This is a genomic window from Streptomyces sp. NPDC090106 (assembly GCF_044747265.1).
Lineage (GTDB): Bacteria > Actinomycetota > Actinomycetes > Streptomycetales > Streptomycetaceae > Streptomyces.
The window spans coordinates 1-23,403 of sequence record NZ_JBIVDS010000009.1; the positions used below are offsets into that span (position 1 = coordinate 1).

The following is a 23,403-nucleotide window of genomic DNA, read 5'->3' on the forward strand; positions in this document are numbered from 1 at the left end:
GCACCAGACGGTCATGCGTGTGCGCGTTGCCGAACACCCAGCCCGCACCATGGATGTAGAACACCACCGGCAGCGGGCCCACAGCCCCCGCGGGCCTCACGATCCGCGCCCGGACACTACCGGTCGGGCCACCGGAGACGGTCACCCACTCCTCGTCCACCGCGGGCTTGTCGATCTCACCGGACTGCACCTCGTCGACCGCCTTGCGGCCGTCCGCCGGAGCCAGATCGAACAGATACGGCGGGTTCGCCGTCGCCTCGACGAACGCCTGAGCGGCGGGCTCCAGCACGGGTACCGGCGGCACGAAGGATTCGGACATGAGTCGCTCCTCTGGGGGTGACGGTGGCGCTCGGGGTCTGTCCCGACCGCCCTCCTGACAACGAAAACAGTACTGCCCGATTAAGTCGTGCGCAACTTAATCGAGCAGTATCAAGACGTGCACTACTTCATATCGCGGTACTCAGTCGCGGGCGCCCTCAGAGGTAGCATGGGCGGACAGGCCGTTCGACGTGAGGAAGCGCGACATGGACCAGGCAGCACGCCCAGCCGCCGAACCGGCCTCCCTGCTGCTCCAGGACCAGCTCTGCTTCGCCCTGTACGCCGCCTCCCGGTCCGTGACGGCCCGCTACCGGCCCCTCCTGGACGCGCTCGACCTCACCTATCCGCAGTACCTGGTCATGCTGGTGCTCTGGGAGCAGGACTCCATCTCCGTCAAGGAGTTGGGGGCCGCGCTGCAACTGGAGTCCAGCACCCTCTCCCCCCTCCTCAAGCGCCTGGAGTCCAACGGGCTCGTCCGCCGCGAGCGACGCACCGAGGATGAACGGTCCGTCGCCGTCCAGCTCACACCGGCGGGCCTGGACCTCCGCGACAAGGCCACCGCCGTCCCTCTGGCCATGGGCGACGCGATGGGCCTGACGGCGGAACAGGACGCCACCGCCAAGCAGTTGCTGCGCCTGCTCACCTCGAACGTCACAGAGAGCTGAGCCGACGGCCCGTTGAAGCAGGGCGCGCCGGCCGAAATCCCGGACACCCTCGGACACCCTCGTCGAACCCTTGCGGGACCCTGCCGACGGCACCATCGATCCACCGCCAGTCACTTTCGAGCAGCCGCGATCGCACCGCAGCCTTTTTGCGCCCACATTCTTTCTCCCGCCCAGATGACCCCCTATTCACACACGGCCGGACAGAAAGTGAAGTATCCTCCTAGCCCTTGAAGGGGGATTTCCGCCGCTGCGAGAGCTTTTGCTTTCCCATGAAGCGCGGCGTCGAAATATTCGATCATTTTGTCCTTTTCAGCAGGGGGGAGTGAAGAGGGCATGCAGGTGTTGCACGGGGACGACCCGTCACGCATGGGGAATTTCACCTTGTTGGCCGTGCTCGGGGCCGGCGGCATGGCCACCGTGTATCTGGCCAGCAAGAAGCGGAGTGCCGCGGATTCGATACTGGCCGTCGTCAAGGTCCTGCGCCGTGAATGTGCGCAGGACGAGTACGTACGAAGGCTCTTCCGCCGGGAGATCGAGGCTCTCCGTGAAATGAATGCCCATGGAACGCTGAAGCTTTTGGACAGCGACCCGGACAGCTCTTCTCCGTGGTTCGCCACCGAATACGTACCGGGTATGGATCTGCGCACACTGGTATCCGACCACGGGCGCTTGGAAACACGGGCCGTACTGCGGATGGCCGCCGAAATAGGGCCCATTCTTATGCGGCTCCAGGGCCACAACATCGTCCACCGCGATCTCAAGCCGTCCAACATCCTGATTCTCAGCGCGGCGGACGGATCCCTGCGGCTCATCGACTTCGGTGTGGCCCGCAGGCTGGACCGGACACGGACCAAGCCGGCCATGAAGGTGGGAACCGACGCGTTCATGGCCCCGGAGCAGATGTTCGGGGACGCGGGCCATCCCAGCGACATGTTCGCCCTGGGACTGACCCTCGCTTTCGCGGCCACCGGCCAGGAGCGCAACAGGCCCGATCTGACCGAGGTGCTACTGAACCGCGGGCCCCGGTTCCCGGAGGACGCCTTCGACGACGTCGGAGAACCGCTGCGTGAGCTGGTGAAGGCGTGCACCAGGCCGGATCCCGCCGACCGTATGACGGCCCAGGAACTCCTCGCACGGCTCGCCCACCACGGCGTACGCCCGCGGCAGGAGCGCGGCAGCGGTGCCACGTGGCTGCCCAACCGTGCCCGTACCGAAGTGCTCAGACACGCGGAGCGCACGCGGAAGTTCATGCCCGAGCAGCGGACCCGATCGCATACGTCCCCACGGCCCGACACCCGCACGGACAGCCCCGCGGTCAGTTGGACCCGTCACCTGAGCGGACGCGCCTGGTACACCTCGCCGGTCGACGTGGCGAAGGGGATCGCCGTCTGCTCCCTGGACGGTCGGGTCCAGTTGCTGGACGCGATGGACGGAACCGTGCTGTGGCAGCGCGACCTCGGCGCCCGGATCGAGAACACGGCCGCCGTCGGCCACGGCCTGCTCTTCGTTCCGTGTTCCGACCGGACGCTTCTGGCACTGGACACCGACGACGGCTCCCTGCGATGGAGGTACGACGCCGGCAACAGCTGCCTCTTCGCCCCGGTCGTACACGGGGAGCGCGTGCTCGTGGGCGCGCGCGACGGAGGCGTCCACTGCATCTCCGCACACACCGGCAGGGCCCACTGGGTCAGCGGGCGCGGCAACGGCCCGGTGTTCGACCGGCCCGCCGTGGCCGCGGACCGGGTGTACGTCTCGGGGTGGCAGGGGCACCTGGAGGCGCTGCGCCTGCACGACGGCGCCGGCACGACGCGCTTACCCCAGGTCAAGGACATCGTGGGAGCGCCGGCCGCGCAGGAGGACCGGCTCTTCCTCGCCAGCCGCACCGGCGCCCTGTGCGCCGTCGAGACCGACACCGGTCGGCAGACCTGGTGTCTGGCGGGGCGCACCGCCGCCTGCACCGGTCCGGTCATGGGCCACGGCATGCTCTACGTCGGGACCGTCGGCGGCACCGTCTGGGCACACGAGACCCACACCGGCTCACGCGTGTGGCGCCACTCCACCTCCCGACGGATCAAGTGCGCGCCCGTCCACGACAACGACACGCTCTACGTCGGTTCCGGGCACGCGTTGACCGCGCTCGACGCGCGTGAGGGCCATCTGCTCTGGACGCATCGCACCGGCGCTTCCCTGCACGCCCCGCCTCTCCTCGCGCACGGGCACGCATACGTCGCCACCTGGGACTGCACGCTTCAGGCCCTGCGTCTGCCGTCCCTCGCTCCGCGATGACCCCGCCGCGCAGGAGCCTCGGTGACCGCGGCAGTCACGGTCGCCGGGTCACAGCACACGTGAGGTACCGCCACCACTGCCACAGGAGTGCACGTTCATGAGATCGCTCGGGGGATACCAACTCGGTCATCAGGTGGGCAGCGGAGTACTGGGCGACACCTGGCTGGCTGTCGGGGAGAACGGAGAGCAGGCCGCGGTGAAGATGCTGCACCCGGAATGGGGCGATCCGCAGCGGACCGGCCGACGGGCCCAGAAGATCGTGGACCAGCTCAAGCAACTGGGCACCCCGCACCATCAGCACGCGGCGCGCTACGCGACCCCGCTGGGCGCCGGGTACGACGAGCAGGAGCAGCGGGCCTGGATCGCCAGGTCCTGGTTCTCCTCCGAGCCGTCGGCCGATGACCGGCCCGAACAGGCCGTCGACCTGATCACCGCCGTCTCCTCACGCAGCCTGCCGGCGGAGGCGGCCCTGTACCTGCTGTGGCAGCTCGCCGGGCTCGCCCGTCACATGCACTCCCGGCGGCTCACCCTCGCCGGCCTGAAACCGTCCAACCTGTTCCTCACCACGCGGGGAGCGCACGTGGTCGACGCGCATCTCGCCCTCGGGCTGCGGAGCCTGCTGCGGTTTCCCGAATCCCCGTCGGCGGCGGCCGGCCCCGCACCGCATCTGTGGGCGGAGGTGACCTGGCTTCCGCCGGAACTGCGCCGCGCGGACACGGTGGCTCGCGAGTCCAGCAGCGTGTACGCGGTGGCCGCCGCCGTCGCCTACGCGTGCACCGGCAGTGCGCTGTACCCGCCCGTCGACGTCATCGACGCGCTGATGCAGCGCAAGGCCGCCCGGGGCGCCGCCGAACAGTCCCTGGACGAGTGGGCGGTGCACTACGGGAACCCGGGCAGAAAGGTACGCAGGGCGGTACTGCGCTCCCTTCGTCACCGGCCCTCGGCCCGACCGAGCGCCAAGCGGCTGAGCCGGGTGACGACTCCGCTGCTGCGGAACAAGGAGCTTCTTCAGCACTGCCACGGTGTGTGGACGCGCTACGTGCGGAGCGTGCTCCCTCGCCCCGCACCGCCTTCCCCGCAAGCACCGAGGCGGGCTCCCGCGCTCGGTGCGAGCCCGCGCCGTCAGGAACTCGACACGGGCCTGTCGTCGGCACCCCTCGACACAGGACAGTCGTCGGCACGGCGGAAGGACGGCACCGGGGCCCACGCCGCTCGGCCCGATCCGCGGGCCGCCCTCGCCCAGCTCTCCCCCACACCCGCCACCGTGGCGCAGCCCGCCGCGCCGGCCCCTACGGGCACCGGCGGATCCCAGGAGACCTGGCGGCGGTTGTGGAGTGTGGAAACGGGCGGTCCGCTGCTCTGTCCGCCCCTGGCTCTGAACGGGCACCTTCTGGTGACGTCGGGCGACACCGCCCAACTCCTCGACGAGTACACCGGTGAGCGCACCACGGTGTACCCGCTGGCGGGTCCCGCCGAATCGACGCCCGTGCCCTGGGCCCACCGCCTGTGGTGGGCCCAGCGCGACGGTGCGCTCATCGGCCATGACCTCAAGGACCCGGGCGGCGCGATCCGGCTGCACGTCGACGGTGATCCCGGGACGCACTCCCCCGTGGTCGTCGACAACGACCTGCTCATCGGCACGACCGGTGGTCTGTTCTCCTTCCACCAGGACGAACACGGCATCAGCCCGCCCTCGCGGCATCTCGTCCAGCCGTACGAGCCCCTCGTCACCCAGCTCGCCACCGACGGCACCCGTCTCTGGATCCCCGGCGAACGCCGGGGCCTCAGCGTCCTGGTCCTGGCGACGGGTGAAACCCGCTCGTCCGTCGAGGGCTGGGACTCCGCGGGGTGCACACCGACGGTGGCACCGGACGGCGTGTACATCGGGGCCTGGACGGGCCACGTCCGCCTCGTGGGCCCGGACGGCATGCCGTACCGGCGGTACGGCGCGTCGACGTTCCCGATCACCGCACCTCCCGTGCTCGCCGAAGGTCTCGTGCTGGTCACCGACCGGGCGGGCGCCGTGATCGCGCTGTCGGCGGACCTCGAGGACATCGTGTGGTCGACCTTCACCGACACCGACGGGCGAGGTCCGGTCACCGTCGCCCACGGAACGGTCTACGTCTGCGGCGCCGACAGCGTGCGCTGCCTGGACGCGCGCTCGGGCCGGGAGACCACACCGCTCACCGTCGACAGCCCGAGGCCCGTGCACGTCACGGCCACGTCCGACCGCCTTCATGTCAGCTTCGCCGACGGACGGCTGAGCACCTGGTGCCGTTCCTGACCACCGTCCCACGCGACCCGATCCACCGTTCAGAGGGGAACAACCGCCGTGTACGAGGCAGAGATCAGCCGGGCGAATCCGGCGTGCATCGTCTTTCTCATCGACCAGTCCAGCTCCATGCGGGCGGCCATGCCCAGCACCACCCAGTCGAAGCAGATGGCCGTGGCCGACGCCATCAACAGCATGCTCCGCGAACTCCTCATCAGGTGCGGCCGGGGCATCGACGAGATCTGGGACTTCTTCCATGTCTGCGTCATCGGCTACGGAGCCCAGGTCGGTCCCGCTCTCGGAGGTCCGCTCAGCGGCCGCGATCTGGTGCCCGCCAGCGCCCTGGCCCAGGGCAGGCTGCGCAACGAACGCCTCACCCGTACCGAGATGCTGCCGGACGGGACGACGACCACCCATGTCGCGGAGCTGCCGGTCTGGCTGGAGGCGGCCGCCGCGGCCGGCACCCCGATGTGCGAGGCACTGCGCTACGCGCACAGCGTCCTCGACCGCTGGGTGAGCGACCACCCGGGCAGCTTCCCGCCGATCGTCCTCAACCTCACGGACGGCGAGTCCACCGACGGCGATCCGGCCGGACCCGCCCAGCAGTTGCGTTCCATCAGAACGGACGACGGCAGCGTGCTGCTGTTCAACCTGCACATCTCGTCCGACGTGGCCACCCCCACCCAGTTCCCCAGCACCGGCATCGGTCTGCCGCCGATGGGCGCCAAGCTCTTCTCCATCTCCGACGTCCTGCCGCCGGACATGCGTGACACCGCGATGGACCTGGGGATGGACGTGGAACAGGGGGCACGCGGCTTCGTCTTCAACGCGAGCATGCAGTCCGTGATGCTCTTCCTGAACGTCGGAACCCCTGCATGATCACCCGCTCCCAGGTGATGAGCCTGCCGAAGTCGCAGATGGACCCGTCGAAGATCGAGGACGCGGCGGCCATGGTGCTGCCCCCGGCCGGAGTCCGCAGCGAGGCCCGGCTGGTCGTCGCGGACGGCAGCAGCGGCTCGGCGGGCAGCGGATGGTGGGCGAGCCGGCTCGTCCAGGCACTCTGCGCCGCCCCCGGCCGCAGCTTCCACAGCGGTGACGCCCTCGGTGCTGTCGCCGGCGACGCGGCCCTGGGGTGGCCGAGCGTCCGGCGCGAGCTGGTCGCCCATGCCTCCCTCGGCCCCAGAGCGTGGCTGGCGCGGGTCCGCATCGACAAGTCGCCGGCGGCGACACTCATGGCCCTTCGCCTGCTTCCCTCGCCGCGGCCGAGCGGGGACACCGTCGTCGGCGAAGGGCGATGGGAAGCCGTCGCGGTCGGCGACTCCTGCATGTTCCAGGTCCGCGCCGGCCTCGTGGTGGCCTCGGAGTGCTGCCAGAAACGGGTCCCGCACGTCGTCCGGGCCGGCTCGGACGACTCCGCGCAGCCACCGCGTTTCCAGCAAGGACTGTGGCGTGACAGCGACGTCTTCTACCTCATGACGGACGCGCTGGCACGGTGGTGGTCACGCCGGGCCGACGAGGGAACACACCCCTGGCTGCTGCTGGACGACGTGTGCGCCACTCCCGAGGACTTCACCGCCTGGGTCACGGCCCAACGCGCGAACCGCGCGCTCCAGGACGACGACATCACCCTCCTCAGAGCGGAGTGCGGACCATGGTGACCTCGTTCCGCGGACGGCCCAGCCTGGGCGACTACCAGACCGCCGTCGCCCACCTGGACAAGTACAGCGCGGAGCCCCGGCTCAAACGCTGCACCCCGAAACTGGGGGGTGACGGCCAACCGGGCGCGAACGGAGGCAGCTTCGGCGCCGTGTACCGCCTGGACGACCCGGAGGACGGCCGGATCTGGGCGCTGAAATGCTTTCTGCGCGACGAGCCCGACCGCGCGCGCCGCTACCGCAGCATCGCCGTCTGTCTGGAGCAGGCGAAGGGATCCTGGCGGACCGAGGTGCACTACGTGGAGGAGGGTCTGTGGGTGCATGAACACTGGTGGCCCGTCGTCCTCATGGAATGGGTCGCGGGCGCTCGGCTGACGGACTGGATCGACGTCCTGCTCGACAAGCGGCCGGGTGAGGCAGCGGAGGAACTGCGCCGTCTGGCCCACCGGTTCGCCGCCGCCGTCCACCAGATGCACCGCTCGGGCATCAGCCACGGCGACCTGCAGAGCGGCAACGTGCTCGTGGCCGCCGAGAACTCCATACGGTTCGTCGACTACGACGCCATGACCGTGCCCGACTGGTCACGGCCGCCGCTGCGCGAGGACGGGCACCCCGACTTCCGGCTGCCCCGTGAGGGCGAACGGGGGCCGGACGGCGCGACCGAGGTCCGTCACACGGCACCCGCCGCCGGCACGAGCGGTACGACGTTCGCGTCGAGCACGTCCACCAACGTGCCCCTCCAGGAACCGGACGCCCTGGTGGCGATCCACCGTGACCGCTTCCCCTCCCATGTGATCCACAGCGCCCTGGTGATGCTGAGCCACGACACCTCGCTGTGGGCCGGTCTGCACCGGGCGGGAGCCGACCATCTGCTGCTGTCCCGCAAGGACTTCCGCGATCCGTCACGGTCGACGTCGTGGCGGACGCTGCTCGGACACCGGACGCCGGAGGTGCGGCAGGCGGCGGCGCGGTTGCGGGCGCTCCTGGACTGCCCGGTGCATCTCCAGCCGGACCTCGAACCCCCTTCGGAGGTGGGGCGGCAGCAGGGCGTGCTGGAGCGGATGGCCTTCCGGAGCACGACGGGAACGCCCGTCGGTCCCCGCCCCTTCCTCGATCTGGGCAGCTTCGCCAGGCCCCTGGAGGGACCTTCGTCCCGGCGTGACGGCCCGGCGCGGCCTGTTCGCCCGCTGAGCGCCGACATCACGCCGCCCTCCCCCGAGCGGCCCTCGCCCGACGAGCCCGGCACGATGGATCTCGGCCTGGCCGCCGACCTCCCGGTCGCGCCACTGCCCGTTCCGCCTCTCGGGCAGGCCGTCCTGTCGTCACAGCCACTGGACCTGCCGTTGCCGGCACCTCGTGTCCAGGGTTCCGTCCCCCGTCCTGAGCCGCAGGACCTGATGGATCTCTGGCATCAGCCGTCCGTCGCCCCGCGCCCGAGCCTGCTGCGGAGTCTGCTCGCCGACGCCACAACGGCACAAGTCGTGCTCGTGGGGTCCGCGTCGTGCGCGATCCTCACGCTGGTTGTCCTCCTGGTCATCCTCCTGTGACCGCGTCCCGCCCGTCCGCGCACGTGTTCATCCGGTCGTCGCGTACCTCACGGCCACCACCAGTGCCGTCGCGGAGAGCCCTCCGGCACGGGCGACCACCTGGTAGAAGCCCGGCTCCCGGATGGTGACCCGGGCCGTCGACGTGCCCGGACGGTCCTCGGCGGGCTCGGTCCGGATGCGCGCGATCACCTCTCCGCTCGTCGCACGGACGAGACTGCACGAGAGAGCGGTGTGATCCGCGCCCGTGACCGTCAGCGTCCATCCCTCTCCCGGGGAGACTTCGGGCGGGGCGCTGATCCCGAGGGACACGGGCCCGAGTCCCTCCTCCTGACCGCCTGGAGCCCCTGTCCGGCGGGCTCGTTTCCCGGTGAGGATCTCCTGCACCAGCTGGACCACGGTGGAACTGGTGAGCAGGGAACTGTGCTGCCCCACCACCGGCAGGGACCTGGCGTATCCGGAGAGGACCGCCGACTCCCGGGGTACCAGACCGTCGCCTTCTCCCCGTACCAGAAGGGGCCTGCCGTCCTGGCCGCGGACGAGGTTCCCCTCGCCGTCCGTTTCGGTGGTGAGAGGGGACAGCCGTACGCGACCGTCCTCGATGCTCATGCTCTGCGCGGTCGGCTGCGACGTACCGACGATGGCGTGCCAGCGGGGCAGGCGGTCGAGCGCGCCCTGCCGGGCGAGGCGGGCTGCGAAGGCCGCGGCGGCCAGGGCCCCGTCCCCACCGGCCTCCTCGACGTCCCGGGGGGTGATCCGGCGCATTCCGCCGTGGGCGGTGTGAACGCACCGGGTGTCGGGCAGCAGGTCGTACAGCCCCGGGAGCGAGCGTGCCGCCTCCGCCAGGGGGCGGGCCACCGCCATCCGTCCCAGGGGGGAACCGTGCGGGTTCAGCAGCTGCATGATCTTCGGTACCCCGTGGAAGGGCGTGCCGATGCTGATGACCTCTCGCGTGGCGCGCGCGAGGTCCGGGTACTCCGCCAGGGCCGCCTGGGCGACGAGCCCTCCCATCGCGTGGGCGACCAGGACCAGCCTGGGTTCCTCCCCGGCCTCGCTGAGGCCCGATGCCCGGCGCGCGGAGTGGTGCCGCCACCGGTCCAGGTGGCGCAGGGCGGCACCGGCCAGGTGCCGGGTCGCGGCGCCGACCGGCTGACGCCAGTCGTAGGGGAACTCCAGCACGGCGTCGTCGTGCAGCACCGATGCGCCGACGCCCCTGACGAGAGTGCCGTAGGGCGAGAATCCGCCCGCCAGGGGAAGCCAGGCGACCTCCCGCAGCAGCCCGGCCGGACGCAGCATGCCCAGCTCCCCGGCGCGCTCCGCCTTCGTCGTCGTCAGCCGTGCCAGGTCGCGGATCTGGCCGTCGGGGGTCAGCAGCCTTTGGGGGGAGACACCGGCACCCCACACCGTCTCGCCGGTCTCGTGGTCCACCAGGCCGCTTCCCGCGAAGCCCGGCAGGACGACGACGGCGTCGCCGGTGTAGGGCCGGTCGAGTTCGTGCCGGTAGGTGTCGACCAGGGCCTGGTTCCAGGGCTCGGCGACCCCGATGTGGGTGTCCAGGTAGTCGCCGACGGCATAGCCCCGGCTCACGCTGCTGACGCTCGTCGTGCCCGCGGTGTCGGCGGGGGCACGTGGTACCGCGCCGGTCTCCCCGGTCAGCGTACCGAGGAGGGCGTCGTCGTACCCTTCGGTGCCGCCGACCCCCAGTGACCTGGCGGTGTAGGAGACGAGGTGCGGGAGTTCGTCGCCGAGTTCCGCGGCCAGTTCACGGATCAGCTGGGGGTGGCGCCGAAACTCCTTGGAGGAGAGGTCCCTGACTCTCCGTACGGTGTCGGCGCGCAGGTCGACGCTCTGCGGGAGGGCGCTCGCCCCGGACCGCCGGAGGTTTCTCAGCTGCGCCGCGGCCACCGACAGCAGGCGGGTCACGGTGCCCGGCCCGTCGGCGACGCGCCGTGCCTGTTCCAGGAGGTCCAGGGCTTCGGTGAAGCGGCTGAGGTCCTCACAGCTGCGGGCGGCGAGCAGGGTCAGCTCGACGAACGCCTCCGGATCGGCGGTGTCGGCCGCCAAGGTCATGGCCCGGCCGACCACGCCGTAGGCCTTCGCGGGACGGCGCAGGGCGAGCGATGCCCGCATGCTCAGCGCGATGAGGTCGAGGTTGCCCCGCACCCGGTGGGGTCGTTCGTCCAGCAGGGCGGCGACACCCGCGGCGTCGTCCGCGGCCAGGAGGGCCTTGCCGGTCCGCAGCGCCTGGCGGTCCCAGATCTCGTCGTCCCCCGCGGCACGGAGCTCGTCCGGGGCGGAACCGCCGAGTTTCTCGATCAGATAGACCTGGGACGAGGCGGGCAGTTCCTCGATCGCGGGCTCCAGCAGGAGGCCCGCTTCCTCGACCCACCGTCCGTCCAGGACACGGCTGGACTGCCCCAGGGCGAGCCGGTGGTACAGCTCCTCGACGCGGCTCGGCACGGGGGCGGTACGCGCGTCCTGGTGTGCGTAGTAGCGCACGGCGCCGCGGTGGATCCGTTCCACGACCGTCCGATGGTCGCGCCGGAGCAGGGGCAGCATGGCGCGGCGGACGTCGGCCCGGTGCACGACGGCCTCCTGGCCCGGCACGTCCGCGACCAGGGTGGCCTCGGCCCGGAAGGCGTAGTACATGCGCCGCGCGCGTTCCGGGTCCAGGCGCCCGAGGCCGCACGGACCGGCCAGTACCTTCCGGATGACGTCCGGGGTCAGGACGCGGACCACGAGCCCGGGGCTGGCGATCCTGCGCAGGTCGGGATCGGGGAAGTGGTCCAGCAACCGGCGGTAGAGCACCCCTTGCACCGTCTCCACGCTGAGTTTGAGGCGGAGTTCGGCCGGCAGCACCCCCTCGTCGAGGAACCGCGCCCCTTCCCGGTGGACGAGCGCGGCGGCGAGCTTGAGGTTGAGCGGGCTGGTGCCGACGATGCCGATGATCTCCTCGGTCTCCCGGTCACCGGCCACGGCCGGCGCACGCTCCGCGGCGGCAGGGACCGTCGCGGCGGCGGCGAGTTCACGGCGGAGGAAGGCTCTGGCGGTGGCGGCGTCGAATCCGTCCAGTCGGAGCGGTCTGAACGCGTGATCGCCGACGGGCACGCGGCCGGCCGCGAGGACGCGCAACCCCGGGTGCGCACGGCGCAGTTGGCCGAGAAAGTCCGACACGCGGCGCAGGGCGACCGGCCCGCCACGCTGAACTTGCTCGAACGCGTCGAGTGCCAGCAGCCACGGCAGGGAGACATCGGGTCCGCCGGTGATCGAGGCGACCAGGGTCGCGAACGCGTCGATCAGGGTGAGTTCGTCGCGCTGGTGGGCGGATCGGGGACCGTGGTGACTGTCCTCGGAGCGGGTGTACCGGTCGGCGGCGAGGGTGATCTCCAGCTCCCGCTCCAGCTCCGCGGCCTGTGCGGCCACGTCCGGGTGAAGCAGGCCCAGTTGGCGCACGCATTCGGCGATCAGCGTCAACGGCCGTTCGGCGAGCAGGTCCTGCCGGTCGAAGGTGAGATAGAAACGGGGCGACCGCCGGGTCGACGGTCGCTGTCGGCCGTCCGGCCCAGCCGGTCGGTTCCGGGGGCCGCCGATGCCGTCGATGCCGTCGATGCCGTCCAGGACGAACCGGGCGAGCAGCGTGGACTTGCCGACACCGCCGGGTCCGTGGACGAACGCCCAGGTTTCGTGTTCCCGGTCGCTCTCGCGGAGCGGCGCGCCAGGAGGTCCGGACGCGCTCGCACCGTCGAATCCCGCGCCGTCGAATGTCGCGCTCAGCCAGGCGAGTTCGGTGGTGCGTCCGGTGAACCTGTCGGCGAGGGCGCGCAACGGCTGGAAGAGCCGTGCCCGCTTGACCGCGCTCTCCACGTCGGCGAGGTCGGGAAGCAGCACGCCTTCCTGCGCGAGTGCCTCCTGGGCCCGCGGGGCGTCGCGGAACCAGCCCACCACGGTGAGCGCGGTGTAGAGCTCCTCGAAACCCTGCTCCGCCAGGGGTGGGTTTCCTCCGCGCAGCAGGCGTTCGGCCCAGGTGCGGGCCGGGTCGTCACCGACGGGGGCGGCCCGTGCCGCGGCGAGCAGGCTCTCCCGGGTGCGCAGCCGTTCCAGGGTCAGGGTCCGGGTACGGTCCGTCAGGCACCAGCGGCGGCCCTGGGACGTCGTGATGCGGGTGCATTCGTCCAGCAGGAAGTCCTGGAGGGCGGCGTCACCGGACCGGGCCGCGTCGTGGTCGCCCTCCGGAACGAGGTCCTGCGCGGCGAACGAGCCGAGGAACAGGGTGCGTTCCCGGAAGGCGTCACGTTCACCCGGTGGCGGCTGCCCGGTGTCACTGTGCGGGACCCTGCTCACAACGGGCACCTCCCCGGAGGTACTGGTTGCGGCCCCAGGCCGCGGCCTCGCGCTGGAGCCTGTGGTCGGACATGGGCAGCGGTGCGTCGGGGGCGACGGGTCCGCAGCCGGACAGGGTGCTCAGCTCCTGGACGAGCTGATCGGCCTGTTCGGAGTCCACGGGCTGGCCGGCTTCCTTGGCGACGGCACGGACGTAGTCGTGTAGGTCCTTGCCGGTGAGCGGGGCGAACCGCTCGTGGGCGACGTACGGCTGGAGGTCGGATGGCAGCCAGCCGTCGTAGGCGAGCAGGACGATGCGGAGCCGGTCCCCCATCTCCTCCTCGACCACGGCGGTCACCAGCCGGATGAGGGCTCTGAGGGCGGGTTCGGTGAAGCGCACCGATTGGGAGTCGTCGATGACGAGCCAGTGGCCGGTCAGCTCCTGTCCTGAGCGGTGTTCCTCGTTCAGCAGGTGCTTGATCTGGTTGACCAGACTGCGGGACTGGCTGTCCTCCGAGGTGTTGCGATCGAGGGTGAGGTTCCATCCGAACAGTTCCCTGAGGGTGTCGCCTATGTCCGCGACCTCCACCGGGGAGCAGAAGTCGCCCATCTGGATACGGCGCCTGTTGACGCGGTGGCTGTCCAGCACATGGGCGATGAGATACCAGCTGTGCGTCCTGCCGGACCGGCGCTCGCCCTGCACGGCGAGGACACGTCCGCCGGTCCCTTCCAGCATGTGGTGCAGAACGCTGCGGAAGGCCAGCCGGTCGAAGAACGCCCGCTGGCGGTTGGCCACCAGATAGGCGGTGCAGGGGTCGGCCTCGGCGGGGGTCGTCTCCTCCGTCAGCAGGTAGCCGAAGACCGGATAGGCCTGTGTGTTGGGGTCGTCCGCGGCCCACTGGACGAGGGGCCGCAGGCGGCCGGCGGGTGCGGCGACCTCGAGGGCCTCCGGCCAGACGTCGGCCATGCTCCGGCCCCAGTTGATGTCGGACTCGGCCAGTCCGGCGCCGAGGATGACCTGCCGGGCGGCGGGTTGGGTGCCGTAGACGGTGACCAGGGCCTTCAGCAGATTTCTGGCGCGATCGTCGTCGAGGTTGAAGGAGCGTTCATCGAGCAACGCGGGCATGGGTCACACCAGTCGCTTCCGTACGAGTCCCTCCAGGACCCGCTCGATCCGTACACCTTCGTTGCGGAACTCGGCGGGCTGGTCGTCGGCACCGACCCTGCGCCAACGACGGTGCACCGCGACGAGGTTCCACCGCTCGTCGAAGACGGGCGAGCCGGACGATCCCTGTTCCGTGTCGGTCCAGTACTGCACCACGGTCTCGTCGACGTGGCGGACGACGTTGTGGCGGGCGGCGAGCTTCTTCGGTCCGCCGTGCGGGTGCTGGATGATGTACACCCTGTCGTCCGGGGACACCTGGACCGCGCCGGGCAGGGCGACGGCCGGCGCGTCGGCCGGCAGCGGTCCGGCGCTGCGGACGACCGCCCAGTCGAGCCCGGGATCGCCCTCGGCCGACTCGGCCTCGCAGGCGACCACTTGATGCTCGCGTGTCCGTCCGTTCAGCTCGCTCTCGTAGCCGAACCACGCCTCGACCGCGAGCGGTGTGCCGCCGTCGCGGTCGAGCAGCACATGGTGGTTGGTGAGCAGCAGGTCGTCAGCGATACGGAAGCCGGTGCCGTGGTAGGACCGCCCGTTGGCTGCTGTGACGCGCAATCGGCAGACGGACGCGGCGAGTTCGGTGCCACGCCGCAGAAAGGAGACGTCCTGGAGGGTGGCGGAACGGAAGATCTGCCGCTCCCACTGGTCGGGGTCGGCGAACTCCGCGAAGTCCTCGGGCCCTGCGGGTCTGTCCGGCGCCTCCACGACCGGCTGCGGGGCGAGCAGTTCACGCACCCGCTCGGCGACCGCCTGGTCGGGGCCCCCGGTGACCGTCTCCAGCAGGGGCCGCAGACACTTCTGGTTGGCCGCCTTCTCCAGGAGTTCGAACCAGACGGACATCATGGGCTGTTCCCAGTTGACGTACCCCGTCGCCATACCGGCGCGCTTCGCCAGTTGCTCGGCCTGGGTGGACCGGGTGTACACCCCGGCCAGCAGATCCCGGAGTTCCAGCGCGCCGGGCGCGTCCCACGGGAAGGGAACTCGGTCCACGAAGTGCGTCATCTGCTGTCACTCGGTTCTGGCTCGTCGGGCGGGGCCTGCGGCGCGGGGTACGGGGCGCAGGCGGGTGTCATTTCCGGGGGACGAACGACCAGTGGTCGCCGTCCGGGTGCGGCGCACGGGTCAGCCCGTACCGTTCGGCCGGGGTGTGGCCGTGCCGGAAGAGGCCGTGGAGGTCTCCGAGCACGGACGCGTGGTTGCCCACGTACGAGTGGCCGAGCAGATCGGCACCCAGCGCGGTCACGTCGATGGTGTCCAGTCCCGGCGCGACGATCACCGAAGGGCCGCTCTGTCCGGCGCGCGGGAAGTCGGACAGCGTCCGGGCCGCCGCCAGGGCCCGGTCCCGGTCCGAGACGTAGAGGGTGCAGGTGCGGGCCTGGCGGAGCACACCGGGCAGCAAGTGCGTGAAGACGTCGCGGTCGACGTCGGGTGCGGCGAACACGACGTGGCCCAACCGCCCCGACCCCGCGGGCAGTTCGGAGGTGTCCAGACCCGCCAGTCCGGCGGTGAGCAGCCGGTTCCCCATGCTGTGCGCCACGATGTGGACCTCCCCGACGCCTGTCCGGGTGAGGAGGGTGCGCAGGAAGTCCTGGAAGTACGGAACGGCCCGCTGGGCGGCGTCCCCGTCGGCGGGGTAGTCCAGCAGCCGGCCCTTGGAGGCCCAGCTGTAGAGCAGGACCGGCCCGGTGAAGTTGAGGTCGTAGGCGATCTGGGCGGCCTGTCGCGCCGCGTCGGCGAAGGTCACGTTGTATCCGTGCACGAAGACCATGGCCTCGCGCCGCGTGCTGGTGTCGAGTTGAGCGCGGACCTGGTCGGCGAAGTCATCGGGACCTGATGGTCCGACCGCTCCGAGGAGCACGTCCCGGCCCGGATCCGGACGGAACTGCAGCCGCCACCAACGGGGTTTGCCCGCCGTACCGACGGGCCGCTCGTCCGGCACACTCACCGTGGCCCGACCGTAGGAGAGTTCGCCTCGGCGGGATCCGTAGGTCACCGTGCCTTCGCCGGACGGGTCGGCGGCGCGGTCGGTGGCGTACATGACGGGTACGAGCAGCGCGCGCAGGTAGGCGGTCCAGTGGCTCGGTACGGCGTCCGGCCCGAAGCGCTCCTGCCCTTCGGCTTCTTCGACGAGCCGGTCGAACTCCCGGTTGAACCAGGCGCCCAGGGGCGGCCGGGCCAGTAACGCGGCTTCCACCGTCCGCGCGGCACTCTCGACGGCGTCGAACGTCTCGGGCGTCACGGCAGGTGCTTCGTCCGCGGCTGCCGCGCACGCTTCGTCGTAGGCGCGCAGTCCGGGGACCAACTCGTCCTCCAGGACGCTCAGCGCCGATGCGTCGAGCTGTCCTTCGGCCTGTGCCCAGACACCGGCCACCGCCGCCACCAGCGGCCCCCACTGTTCCAACGTCCCTCCCCCATGACGTCCGTCTCCCTGTCCCGGACCGACGCCAACAGAACTCGGGCAGCTTACGGGGTGCGGCAGCACATACGCCTCGGAACGGGATTCCTGGCCCGGTTCACCGACGGACGGTCCACAATGGCGCTCGCGTCCTGTGCCGACACGCTTCCTGAGGGCTCCTCGACGGCGCGGCGCGCCACGCGGCGGACCGTGCCTGCGGCGCCCACCGGCCCGCGGGCCGGTGGGCGCCGCAGGCGCGATGTGGAGGGTCGGACCGGTTCGGTCAGTGGCCGGCGATCGTTCCGGAGAGTTCGTTCGTGGCCTCGGGGAGCGTCACGGACGTGATCTTCTTGCCCGACTCCAGGTCGAAGGCGTGCAGTTGGCGCTTGCCCGGCTCGGAGACGTAGGCGGTGTCGTCGCGGACGAACAGGGTGGGCCGGGGCTGCTGCCAGTCCAGGGGCTCGGTCCAGTCGCCGACCGCTTCGATCTTCTTCTCGACCTTTCCGGTCTCCGGGTCGATGACGTGCAGGACACCGTTCGTGCCGAGGACGAGCGCCTCGCCCTGGGGGCCGCGGGCCAGGGAGCGGAAGGAGTAGCTGGTGCCGAGGTCGACCAGCTTCATCTTCGCCGTGCGGGTGTCGATCAGGGATATGCGGGTCGGCCGCTCCAGTTCCGCGTCGGGGTCGGTCTTGTAGTCGCCCAGGAGGATCGGGGAGGCGTCGCTGCCGGCCTGGTTGCCGGTGCGGGCGTAGTCGTCGGGGGCGTCGACCTTGGTGAACCTCCCGTTCTTGTAGAGCAGGACGCCGTCCTCGCACCCGAGGCCCACCACCTCGCCCTCGGCGGCGGCCTCGCCGTGGACGCCGGGGCAGTTCTCGGCGCGTGCGATCTCCTTGTCGTCCTTGTCCAGGACGAGGGCGCCGGTGCGCTTCTCCTCGGTGCCCAGGGTGGAGACGAGTGAGCCGTCGGTGAGTTCGATGGCCACGCCGTGGTGGTGTTCGGCGGAGGTGTGGGTACGGCTCTCCGGCTGCTTCCCGTCGGCCAGGTCCGCGGGGTCGAAGACGTTGACCTCGCCCGTACCATCGGTGAACAGGGCCGTCCTGCCGCCGTGCCGGACGACGTGGCCGGGCTTGGCCCCCTTGAACTCGGCTTCCGTGAAGGTCTGCTGAGCCGCGTCGAACACGCGGAAGCCGGTGTCGGTGGAGACGATGACGTGGTCCTCGTCTCCCGCCGGATTGACCCGGTTGAAGCCGGGCAGCTCGACGGTCTTCGCCAGCTTCAGGGTCTCGCCGTCGAGGACGTACAGTCCGCCGTCGTACGAGACGACCAGCGGGTTCTCCACCGCCGCGGCCTCGCTGCCCTTCGTCTGCTTCTTCGGTTCGGCCTCGCTCGACGCGTCGTCGCCGCTGCCGCAGGCGGTCAGGGCCATGGACGCCGTCAGGGCGAGCGCCGTGCCCATGAGCGTGCTCGCGCGTGTCGACCTGTTCATCGTGGGGATGTCCTCTCCGGCCCGAGGGCTCGGGTTGTGGGTGGAACGGCCGGCGATCGATGTGCCGGCCTCGGTGAAATCTGGTCAGGCGCCGGTGAGTCCCTCGACGATGGCCGAGGTGTTGGCGCGCATCATTTCCAGGTAGGTGCCGGCGCCCTCGCCCTTGTCGGTGAGCGACTCGGAGTACAGCGAGACGACGTCGACGTCGCCTCCCGTCTCCTGGCGCAGGACCTCCGCGAGCCGGCTGGGCTGGGAGGAGTCGGCGAAGACGGTGCGCACCTCGGCCTTCTCCATGGCCCGGGTGAGGTCGCGCAGGTCGGAGGAGCTGGGCGAGGCGAGGGTCGTACCGCTGGGGACGACCGCGCCGATCACGCGGAAGCCGAAGCGGTCGGCGAGGTAGCCGAAGACGTGGTGGTTGGTCACCAGGGCGCGGCGGTCCTCGGGGACGGCGGCGAAGGACTTCTCCATCCAGGCGGTGAGGGTGGCGAGTCGGGCGTCGTAGCGTGCGGCGTTGTTCCGTACGGCCTTCCCGTGCACGCCGTCGACGTGTTCCACGACCTCGTCGGCGATGAGGCCGGCCGCCTTGCGTACGCGGTCGGGGTCGGTCCAGAAATGCGGGTCCGGTTCGCCGGCCGCGTCGTCGGGACCGCCCTCCTCACCGGTGCGGAAGACGAGGGGATCGGCGGCCTCGCCTGCCGCGAAGGTGGCGACGCCCGACGCGCGGGCGGCCTCCACGTGCCGCAGCACGTTCTCCTCCAGGCCCAGGCCGTTGTAGACGACGAGGTCCGCGTTCTCCAGTTCGGCGGCCTGCACGGCGGACAGGCCGAAGGAGTGCGGGTCGGCGTTGGGCTTCATCAGGACACTGACGTCCGCCTCGTCCCCGACGATCTCCCGGGTGATGTCCCCGAGGATGTTGGTCGTCACCACGACCCGGGCGCGTTCGGTGCCGCCCGCGCAGCCGGTCGCCGTGGCGGCGACGACGAAGAAGGTGACCAGGGTCAGCAGCAGGGCGCGCACCCGCGCCGCGCTCACACGTGCGCTCATCGGCCCGTCTCCACCATCAGGGACGGGCGGATGTCCAGGTCGAACGTACGGGCCACGCGCAGGCTGTCGTTGTAGTCGATCTCGTACACGCGCTTCCCGGCGGGATCGTTGAGATAGGCGCGGCTCCGGTCGATCTCGATCACCGGGGTCGCGGCGTCGCCGGCGACGGCCTTGAGGTCGTCCGTCAGCAGTCGTTCGGTGACCGTGGTCCGCTCGCCGGTGGACACGTCGTAGCCGTGCAGGGCTCCGTCGGTCTCCAGGACGACGAGCGGGGCGCCCTCGCCTGCGGTGTTGGCGGCGACGACGGGCCCGGTCTCCACCCGGGTCCAGGCGCGCTCGGTGACGTCGAGGACCCAGACGGCGTCCTTCCCGGCGGGGGCTGTGAGCGTGGTGCTGCCGGGGCGGTACCGGAACCCGGTGGCACGCTCGGGCTTCGGTACGTCCTCGCCGTACGGGATCTTCTCGGCGGTGAAGGTGCCGTCGTCCTCGCGGACGAGCAGGGCGCCGTCGGCGCAGCCGAGGACGATCCCCCGCCGGGTGACCGCGTCGCCCTGCGGTTGCTCGCACGCGGACGGCAAGGTCGCGACACGTGTGCCGGACCGGTCGAGCACGACGGCCTTCGCGGGATCGTCACCGTCCCGCACGAGGGCCACGAGGTGCTCCGCGTACGGCACGACGGCCCCGGCGTAGCTGCCCGGAAGCCTGTCGGGGGTGCCGAGGTCGGCCTTCTCCAGGTCGGCGCGGGGGTACACGTCGGCGGTACCGTCCGCGGCCGTGACGACGGTGACGCCCGCGTCGCTGCGGATGCGCATGCCGGTGTCCGTGCCGGTTCCGGAACCCTCAACGGTGCCGGAACCACTACCGGTGCCTGAGCCGGTACCGGTGTCGCTCGGGAACTCGCCGACCTGCTGGATCCTCGCGCTGTAGTAGTGCACGTGGTCCCCGTGGTCGACCATCCACGCGCCGCCGTCCAGGACCTGGGTGCCGTCCGCAGCCTGGAAGTAGCCGAAGCGGCCGTCGGTGGTGAGGTCGGTGACGCCGGACCTGCTCGCGGTCTCGTGGAGCTCGCCGGTGATCAGGTCCAGCACACGGGTGTCACCGGTGCCGGAATCCGCGAGCAGGAGCCGGGACTGCTGCTCGGCGGCCTCGGCGGCGCCCTCGACGTAGCCGTGGGGGGTGGCGGAGGAAGAGGGCTGCCCCGCGCCGGACTTGGCGTCACTCGAACCCGCGCAGCCCGCCGTGAGCAGGGCCGTGGTCAACAGGGCCGCACACGAGAACGCCGGTATCGGAGGTGTGACGTTTTTCCGGATGAACAAGGCGAACAAGGAGACAACCTCAGATTTCGTTCGGGCGGGACGTGAGGGCGTGGGAGGTGAGCGAGGCCGCACCGACGGGACGACGGACCCGGCGCGCACGCCATCGCTGTCCGCACCCGGACACCAGGTGGGACAGGAAGAAGAGGCTCACCGCGAGGGCCGAGACGGTCGCACCGGCCGCGGTGCCCAGGTGCCAGGAGAGCAGCAGGCCGCCGAAGGTGGCGGCCGAGCCGAGGGCCGCCGCCAGAGCCATGACGCCGCCGACGCCGCGCGCCCACGGCAGGGCCGCCGCGGGCGGGGCGATGAGCAGGCCGAGGACGAGCAGCGTGCCCACGATGTGGAAGGAGGCCACGATGGCCAGGGCCAGCAGGCCGAGCAGCACGGCGTGGGCCGCCCGCGGGCGCAGGCCGAGCGTCCGGGCCTTGCGCTCGTCGAACGCGAGAGCCAGGAAGGCACGGTGGCCGAGCACGGAGACGGCCAGCGCCACCAGCAGCGCCACGGAGAGGAGGACCAGGTCGCTCTCGCGCACGGCGAGGACGTCTCCGAAAAGGAATCCGGTGAGGTCCACGGCGAAGGACTGCGAGCGCGACACGATGATGACGCCGAGGGAGAGCATGCCGACGAAGAGCAGGCCGATGCCGGTGTCCTGGGAGAGTCTCGGTGTGCGGCCCAGCGCGGTGACACCGGCCGTCATGACGGCCGCGCTCACCACGGCCCCCACCAGCAGGTTGCCTCCCAGCAGCGCGGCGACCGCGACGCCGGGCAGGAGCCCGTGGGACATGGCGTCACCGAGGAAGGCCATCCCCCTCAGCACCACCCACGTCCCCGCCAGGGCACATATCGCCGACACCAAGATCCCGGCCCACAGGGCCCGTTGCACGAAGGACACCTCGAAAGGGGCCGTCAACCACTCCATGCCGATGACCCTACAATGAAAATCATGTTCAAAAAACACCCCGCGATGCTGCCCTCCGGCCACCCGGCGAACGAACGCATCCGCTTCGACGACCTCAGCGCGGGCTACCCGGGCCGCCCCGTACTGCGTCAACTCAGCGCGGGCATACCGGCGGTGGCCATGACGGCGTTGGTCGGGCCGAACGGCAGCGGCAAGTCCACCCTGCTCGGTGTCCTCGCGGGCGTGCTCGACGCCACATCCGGACGGCTCCGGTACGCGGAAGGCCACCCACCGGCCTTCGTGCCGCAGCGCGGCGCGGTCGGCGACACCCTCCCCCTCACGGCACGGCAGACCGTGGAGATGGGCCGCTGGGCGGAGCGGGGGCCCTGGCGGCGGCTGACCCGGCGGGACCGGAGCGTGGTCGACTCCGCCATGGAGCGACTGGGCGTCGCCGATCTCGCCGCCCGCCAGCTCGGCGAACTGTCCGGCGGGCAGCGCCAGCGGGTCCTGATCGCCCAGGGCCTCGCCCAGCAGTCCGACCTGCTGCTCCTCGACGAGCCCACCACCGGCCTCGACCCCGAGGCCCGGGAGCGGATCACCGCGCTGCTGACCGACCTGGTCGCCGACGGCACGACCGTCGTGCAGGCCACGCACGACCTGGAAGCGGCCCGCGCGGCGGACTCCTGTCTCCTCCTGAGCGACGGACGACTGCTCGGGAACGGACCGCCCGAGCGTGTCCTCACGCCGACGGCCCTGTCACGTATCTGGCAGCCGGCGTGAGGCCACCGGCACCGTGACGCCTGGTGTGCCGGTCCCGGTCGCGCTCGCGCCCGGCCGCGAGCGCGACCGCACTACCCTCGTGGTGGCGACAGCACCCCGAAAGGATCACCACCATGACCCTGCCCGGTCCCCGGTCCGTGGACCGCGCGCCGGCGCTGCTGGACGCGGTGGCCGACGCGCCGGGCCCCTTGAGCGCCAAGGCGCTCGCGCGGCAGGTGGGGTGTTCGCTGTCCACCGTCTACCACCTGCTCGGGCCGCTGACAGCGCGCGGGTATCTCGTCCGGGGACCGCGGGCGACGCGCCGGGCCCGCGTATCCACTCCCTGCACCGCTCCCACCAGCGGCACTCGGGCACGGGGACGGAGGTGGCGGCACTGCTGTCGCGTGTACGGCAGGCCACCGGTGCCGAGGCGTACTACACCGCGTACGGCAGCGGACGCATCACGGTCATCGACACCACCGCGCCCTTCGACGACGGCAGGAACCCGTTCACGCCCGGCCTGGAGACCCGGGCGCACGCCACCGCCCACGGCAAGGTGCTGCTCTCCTCGCTCTCCCGAGTCGAACGGCGGCGCTACTTCGCCGGCCACGGGATGGCCCGCCTCACCGAGCGGACGATCACCGACGAAGAACGCTTCGAGGCGGAGCTCGCGAGCGTCCGGCGGCAGGGGCCGGCGGTCTCCGTGGGCGAGGCGGACCTCGGCTGCACCTGCCTCGCCGTGTCGCTGCCCCACCGCCGGGACCATGCCCTGTCGGTCTCGCTTCCGCTCGCGGACTTCCGGCAGCGTCGGAATGGGCCTGCCGACGGCTGGCTCCCGCCGGTCGTGCCGCGCATCCTTAAGTCATGATCTTCATCGCCGTACGTTTCACCGTCCGTCCCGAGCACTCCGAGGAATGGCTGTCCGTCGTGGGCCCCTTCACGGAGGCGACCCGCGCCGAACCGGGCAACCTCTTCTTCGACTGGTCGCGCAGCGTCGACGACCCCCACAGCTTCACGCTGCTGGAGGCGTTCGCGGACGACGACGCCGCCGCGGCCCACGTGCGGTCCGACCACTTCGCCGCCGGACTCGCGTCCATGGCCACGGTCATCGCCGAGACGCCCGAGATCATCAACGTGGCGATTCCCGACCAGCACGGCTGGGGCCCCATGGCGGAGCTCGCCCCGAAGCCGTAACCGCGGCCGAAGCCATAGCCCTGGGCCCGGGCCGGGACTTGGGCTTGGGCTTGGCCGCATCCACCGCGTGCGGGCCGTCTGTACGGTCCCCG

General features: G+C 71.2%; 17 protein-coding genes and 2 pseudogenes. 10 read left to right on the plus strand and 9 right to left on the minus strand.

Going from position 1 to position 23,403, the window contains the following annotated elements:
• A pseudogene (locus tag ACIPSE_RS27610) lies at nt 1-319 on the minus strand (esterase); the annotation flags it as partial.
• A 205-nt stretch (nt 320-524) separates the two neighbouring features.
• On the opposite strand from ACIPSE_RS27610, the gene ACIPSE_RS27615 reads away from it, so the two are divergent.
• The 6 genes from ACIPSE_RS27615 to ACIPSE_RS27640 all read left to right on the plus strand — a co-directional run bounded on the left by ACIPSE_RS27615 (nt 525) and on the right by ACIPSE_RS27640 (nt 8,743).
• On the plus strand, nt 525-983 hold the full coding sequence (locus ACIPSE_RS27615; protein ID WP_401667290.1) for a MarR family winged helix-turn-helix transcriptional regulator: 459 nt from the start codon (nt 525-527) through the stop codon (nt 981-983).
• 366 nt (nt 984-1,349) lie between these two features.
• Nucleotides 1,350-3,269 (plus strand): PQQ-binding-like beta-propeller repeat protein, encoded by a 1,920-nt coding sequence (locus ACIPSE_RS27620; RefSeq protein ID WP_401667292.1) that lies wholly within the window; start codon nt 1,350-1,352, stop codon nt 3,267-3,269.
• A gap of 97 nt (nt 3,270-3,366) precedes the next feature.
• Nucleotides 3,367-5,553, plus strand: coding sequence for a PQQ-binding-like beta-propeller repeat protein (locus tag ACIPSE_RS27625; protein ID WP_401667295.1), 2,187 nt, complete (start codon nt 3,367-3,369; stop codon nt 5,551-5,553).
• Between the two features lie 48 nt (nt 5,554-5,601).
• Complete coding sequence (locus ACIPSE_RS27630; RefSeq protein WP_401667298.1) at nt 5,602-6,420, plus strand: vWA domain-containing protein; 819 nt, start codon at nt 5,602-5,604, stop codon at nt 6,418-6,420.
• A complete protein-coding gene (locus ACIPSE_RS27635) occupies nt 6,417-7,199 on the plus strand; it encodes a hypothetical protein (RefSeq protein WP_401667300.1) in 783 nt (260 codons plus the stop codon). Before ACIPSE_RS27630 ends, ACIPSE_RS27635 begins: the two co-directional genes overlap by 4 nt.
• The gene (locus tag ACIPSE_RS27640) at nt 7,193-8,743 is read left to right on the plus strand and encodes an AarF/UbiB family protein (protein WP_401667303.1); all 1,551 of its coding nucleotides are present in this window, start codon (nt 7,193-7,195) and stop codon (nt 8,741-8,743) included. The genes ACIPSE_RS27635 and ACIPSE_RS27640 overlap by 7 nt, the downstream gene beginning before the upstream one ends.
• A gap of 27 nt (nt 8,744-8,770) precedes the next feature.
• Here ACIPSE_RS27640 and ACIPSE_RS27645 read toward each other — a convergent pair whose 3' ends face one another.
• From ACIPSE_RS27645 to aztB, 8 genes are all read right to left on the minus strand, one after another.
• Nucleotides 8,771-13,081, minus strand: coding sequence for a hypothetical protein (locus ACIPSE_RS27645; protein ID WP_401667306.1), 4,311 nt, complete (start codon nt 13,079-13,081; stop codon nt 8,771-8,773).
• Entirely contained in the window at nt 13,059-14,186 is a 1,128-nt protein-coding gene (locus ACIPSE_RS27650; protein WP_401667308.1) for an effector-associated domain EAD1-containing protein, read from the minus strand. The genes ACIPSE_RS27645 and ACIPSE_RS27650 overlap by 23 nt, the downstream gene beginning before the upstream one ends.
• 3 nt (nt 14,187-14,189) lie before the next feature.
• Nucleotides 14,190-15,212 carry a trypsin-like peptidase domain-containing protein gene (locus ACIPSE_RS27655; RefSeq protein WP_401667311.1) on the minus strand — a complete coding sequence of 341 codons (1,023 nt, stop codon included), beginning with the start codon at nt 15,210-15,212 and terminating at the stop codon, nt 14,190-14,192.
• Between the two features lie 79 nt (nt 15,213-15,291).
• Nucleotides 15,292-16,623, minus strand: a complete 1,332-nt coding sequence (locus ACIPSE_RS27660; RefSeq protein WP_401667313.1) for an alpha/beta hydrolase — start codon at nt 16,621-16,623, stop codon at nt 15,292-15,294.
• A gap of 277 nt (nt 16,624-16,900) precedes the next feature.
• Complete coding sequence (aztD, locus tag ACIPSE_RS27665) at nt 16,901-18,103, minus strand: zinc metallochaperone AztD (protein ID WP_401667315.1); 1,203 nt, start codon at nt 18,101-18,103, stop codon at nt 16,901-16,903.
• Between the two features lie 84 nt (nt 18,104-18,187).
• Nucleotides 18,188-19,147, minus strand: a complete 960-nt coding sequence (gene aztC, locus ACIPSE_RS27670; protein WP_401667318.1) for a zinc ABC transporter substrate-binding protein AztC — start codon at nt 19,145-19,147, stop codon at nt 18,188-18,190.
• Nucleotides 19,144-20,463: a hypothetical protein gene (locus ACIPSE_RS27675; RefSeq protein ID WP_401667320.1), complete on the minus strand. Its 1,320-nt coding sequence runs from the start codon at nt 20,461-20,463 to the stop codon at nt 19,144-19,146. Before ACIPSE_RS27675 ends, aztC begins: the two co-directional genes overlap by 4 nt.
• A 19-nt stretch (nt 20,464-20,482) precedes the next feature.
• Nucleotides 20,483-21,379, minus strand: a complete 897-nt coding sequence (aztB, locus tag ACIPSE_RS27680; protein WP_401667323.1) for a zinc ABC transporter permease AztB — start codon at nt 21,377-21,379, stop codon at nt 20,483-20,485.
• A 15-nt stretch (nt 21,380-21,394) separates the two neighbouring features.
• Between aztB and aztA the strand changes: the two genes are divergently transcribed.
• From aztA to ACIPSE_RS27700, 4 genes and pseudogenes are all read left to right on the plus strand, one after another.
• Entirely contained in the window at nt 21,395-22,138 is a 744-nt protein-coding gene (gene aztA / locus ACIPSE_RS27685; RefSeq protein WP_401667325.1) for a zinc ABC transporter ATP-binding protein AztA, read from the plus strand.
• Between the two features lie 113 nt (nt 22,139-22,251).
• Nucleotides 22,252-22,362 (plus strand): annotated as a pseudogene (locus ACIPSE_RS27690) (helix-turn-helix domain-containing protein); the annotation flags it as partial.
• 140 nt (nt 22,363-22,502) lie between these two features.
• A complete protein-coding gene (locus tag ACIPSE_RS27695) occupies nt 22,503-22,985 on the plus strand; it encodes an IclR family transcriptional regulator C-terminal domain-containing protein (RefSeq protein ID WP_401667327.1) in 483 nt (160 codons plus the stop codon).
• The gene (locus ACIPSE_RS27700) at nt 22,982-23,311 is read left to right on the plus strand and encodes a putative quinol monooxygenase (RefSeq protein WP_401667329.1); all 330 of its coding nucleotides are present in this window, start codon (nt 22,982-22,984) and stop codon (nt 23,309-23,311) included. Before ACIPSE_RS27695 ends, ACIPSE_RS27700 begins: the two co-directional genes overlap by 4 nt.
• The last annotated feature ends 92 nt before the right edge of the window (nt 23,312-23,403 follow it).

Bases quoted from the DNA above. Each gene is read 5' to 3' on its own strand.
- ACIPSE_RS27650 (WP_401667308.1), bottom strand. From the start codon at position 14,186: ATGCCCGCGTTGCTCGATGAACGCTCCTTCAACCTCGACGACGATCGC.
- ACIPSE_RS27620 (WP_401667292.1), top strand. From the start codon at position 1,350: ATGGGGAATTTCACCTTGTTGGCCGTGCTCGGGGCCGGCGGCATGGCC.
- ACIPSE_RS27625 (WP_401667295.1), top strand. From the start codon at position 3,367: ATGAGATCGCTCGGGGGATACCAACTCGGTCATCAGGTGGGCAGCGGA.
- ACIPSE_RS27635 (WP_401667300.1), top strand. From the start codon at position 6,417: ATGATCACCCGCTCCCAGGTGATGAGCCTGCCGAAGTCGCAGATGGAC.
- ACIPSE_RS27640 (WP_401667303.1), top strand. From the start codon at position 7,193: ATGGTGACCTCGTTCCGCGGACGGCCCAGCCTGGGCGACTACCAGACC.
- aztD (WP_401667315.1), bottom strand. From the start codon at position 18,103: ATGAACAGGTCGACACGCGCGAGCACGCTCATGGGCACGGCGCTCGCC.
- ACIPSE_RS27615 (WP_401667290.1), top strand. From the start codon at position 525: ATGGACCAGGCAGCACGCCCAGCCGCCGAACCGGCCTCCCTGCTGCTC.
- aztA (WP_401667325.1), top strand. From the start codon at position 21,395: ATGAAAATCATGTTCAAAAAACACCCCGCGATGCTGCCCTCCGGCCAC.
- ACIPSE_RS27700 (WP_401667329.1), top strand. From the start codon at position 22,982: ATGATCTTCATCGCCGTACGTTTCACCGTCCGTCCCGAGCACTCCGAG.
- aztC (WP_401667318.1), bottom strand. From the start codon at position 19,147: ATGAGCGCACGTGTGAGCGCGGCGCGGGTGCGCGCCCTGCTGCTGACC.
- aztB (WP_401667323.1), bottom strand. From the start codon at position 21,379: ATGGAGTGGTTGACGGCCCCTTTCGAGGTGTCCTTCGTGCAACGGGCC.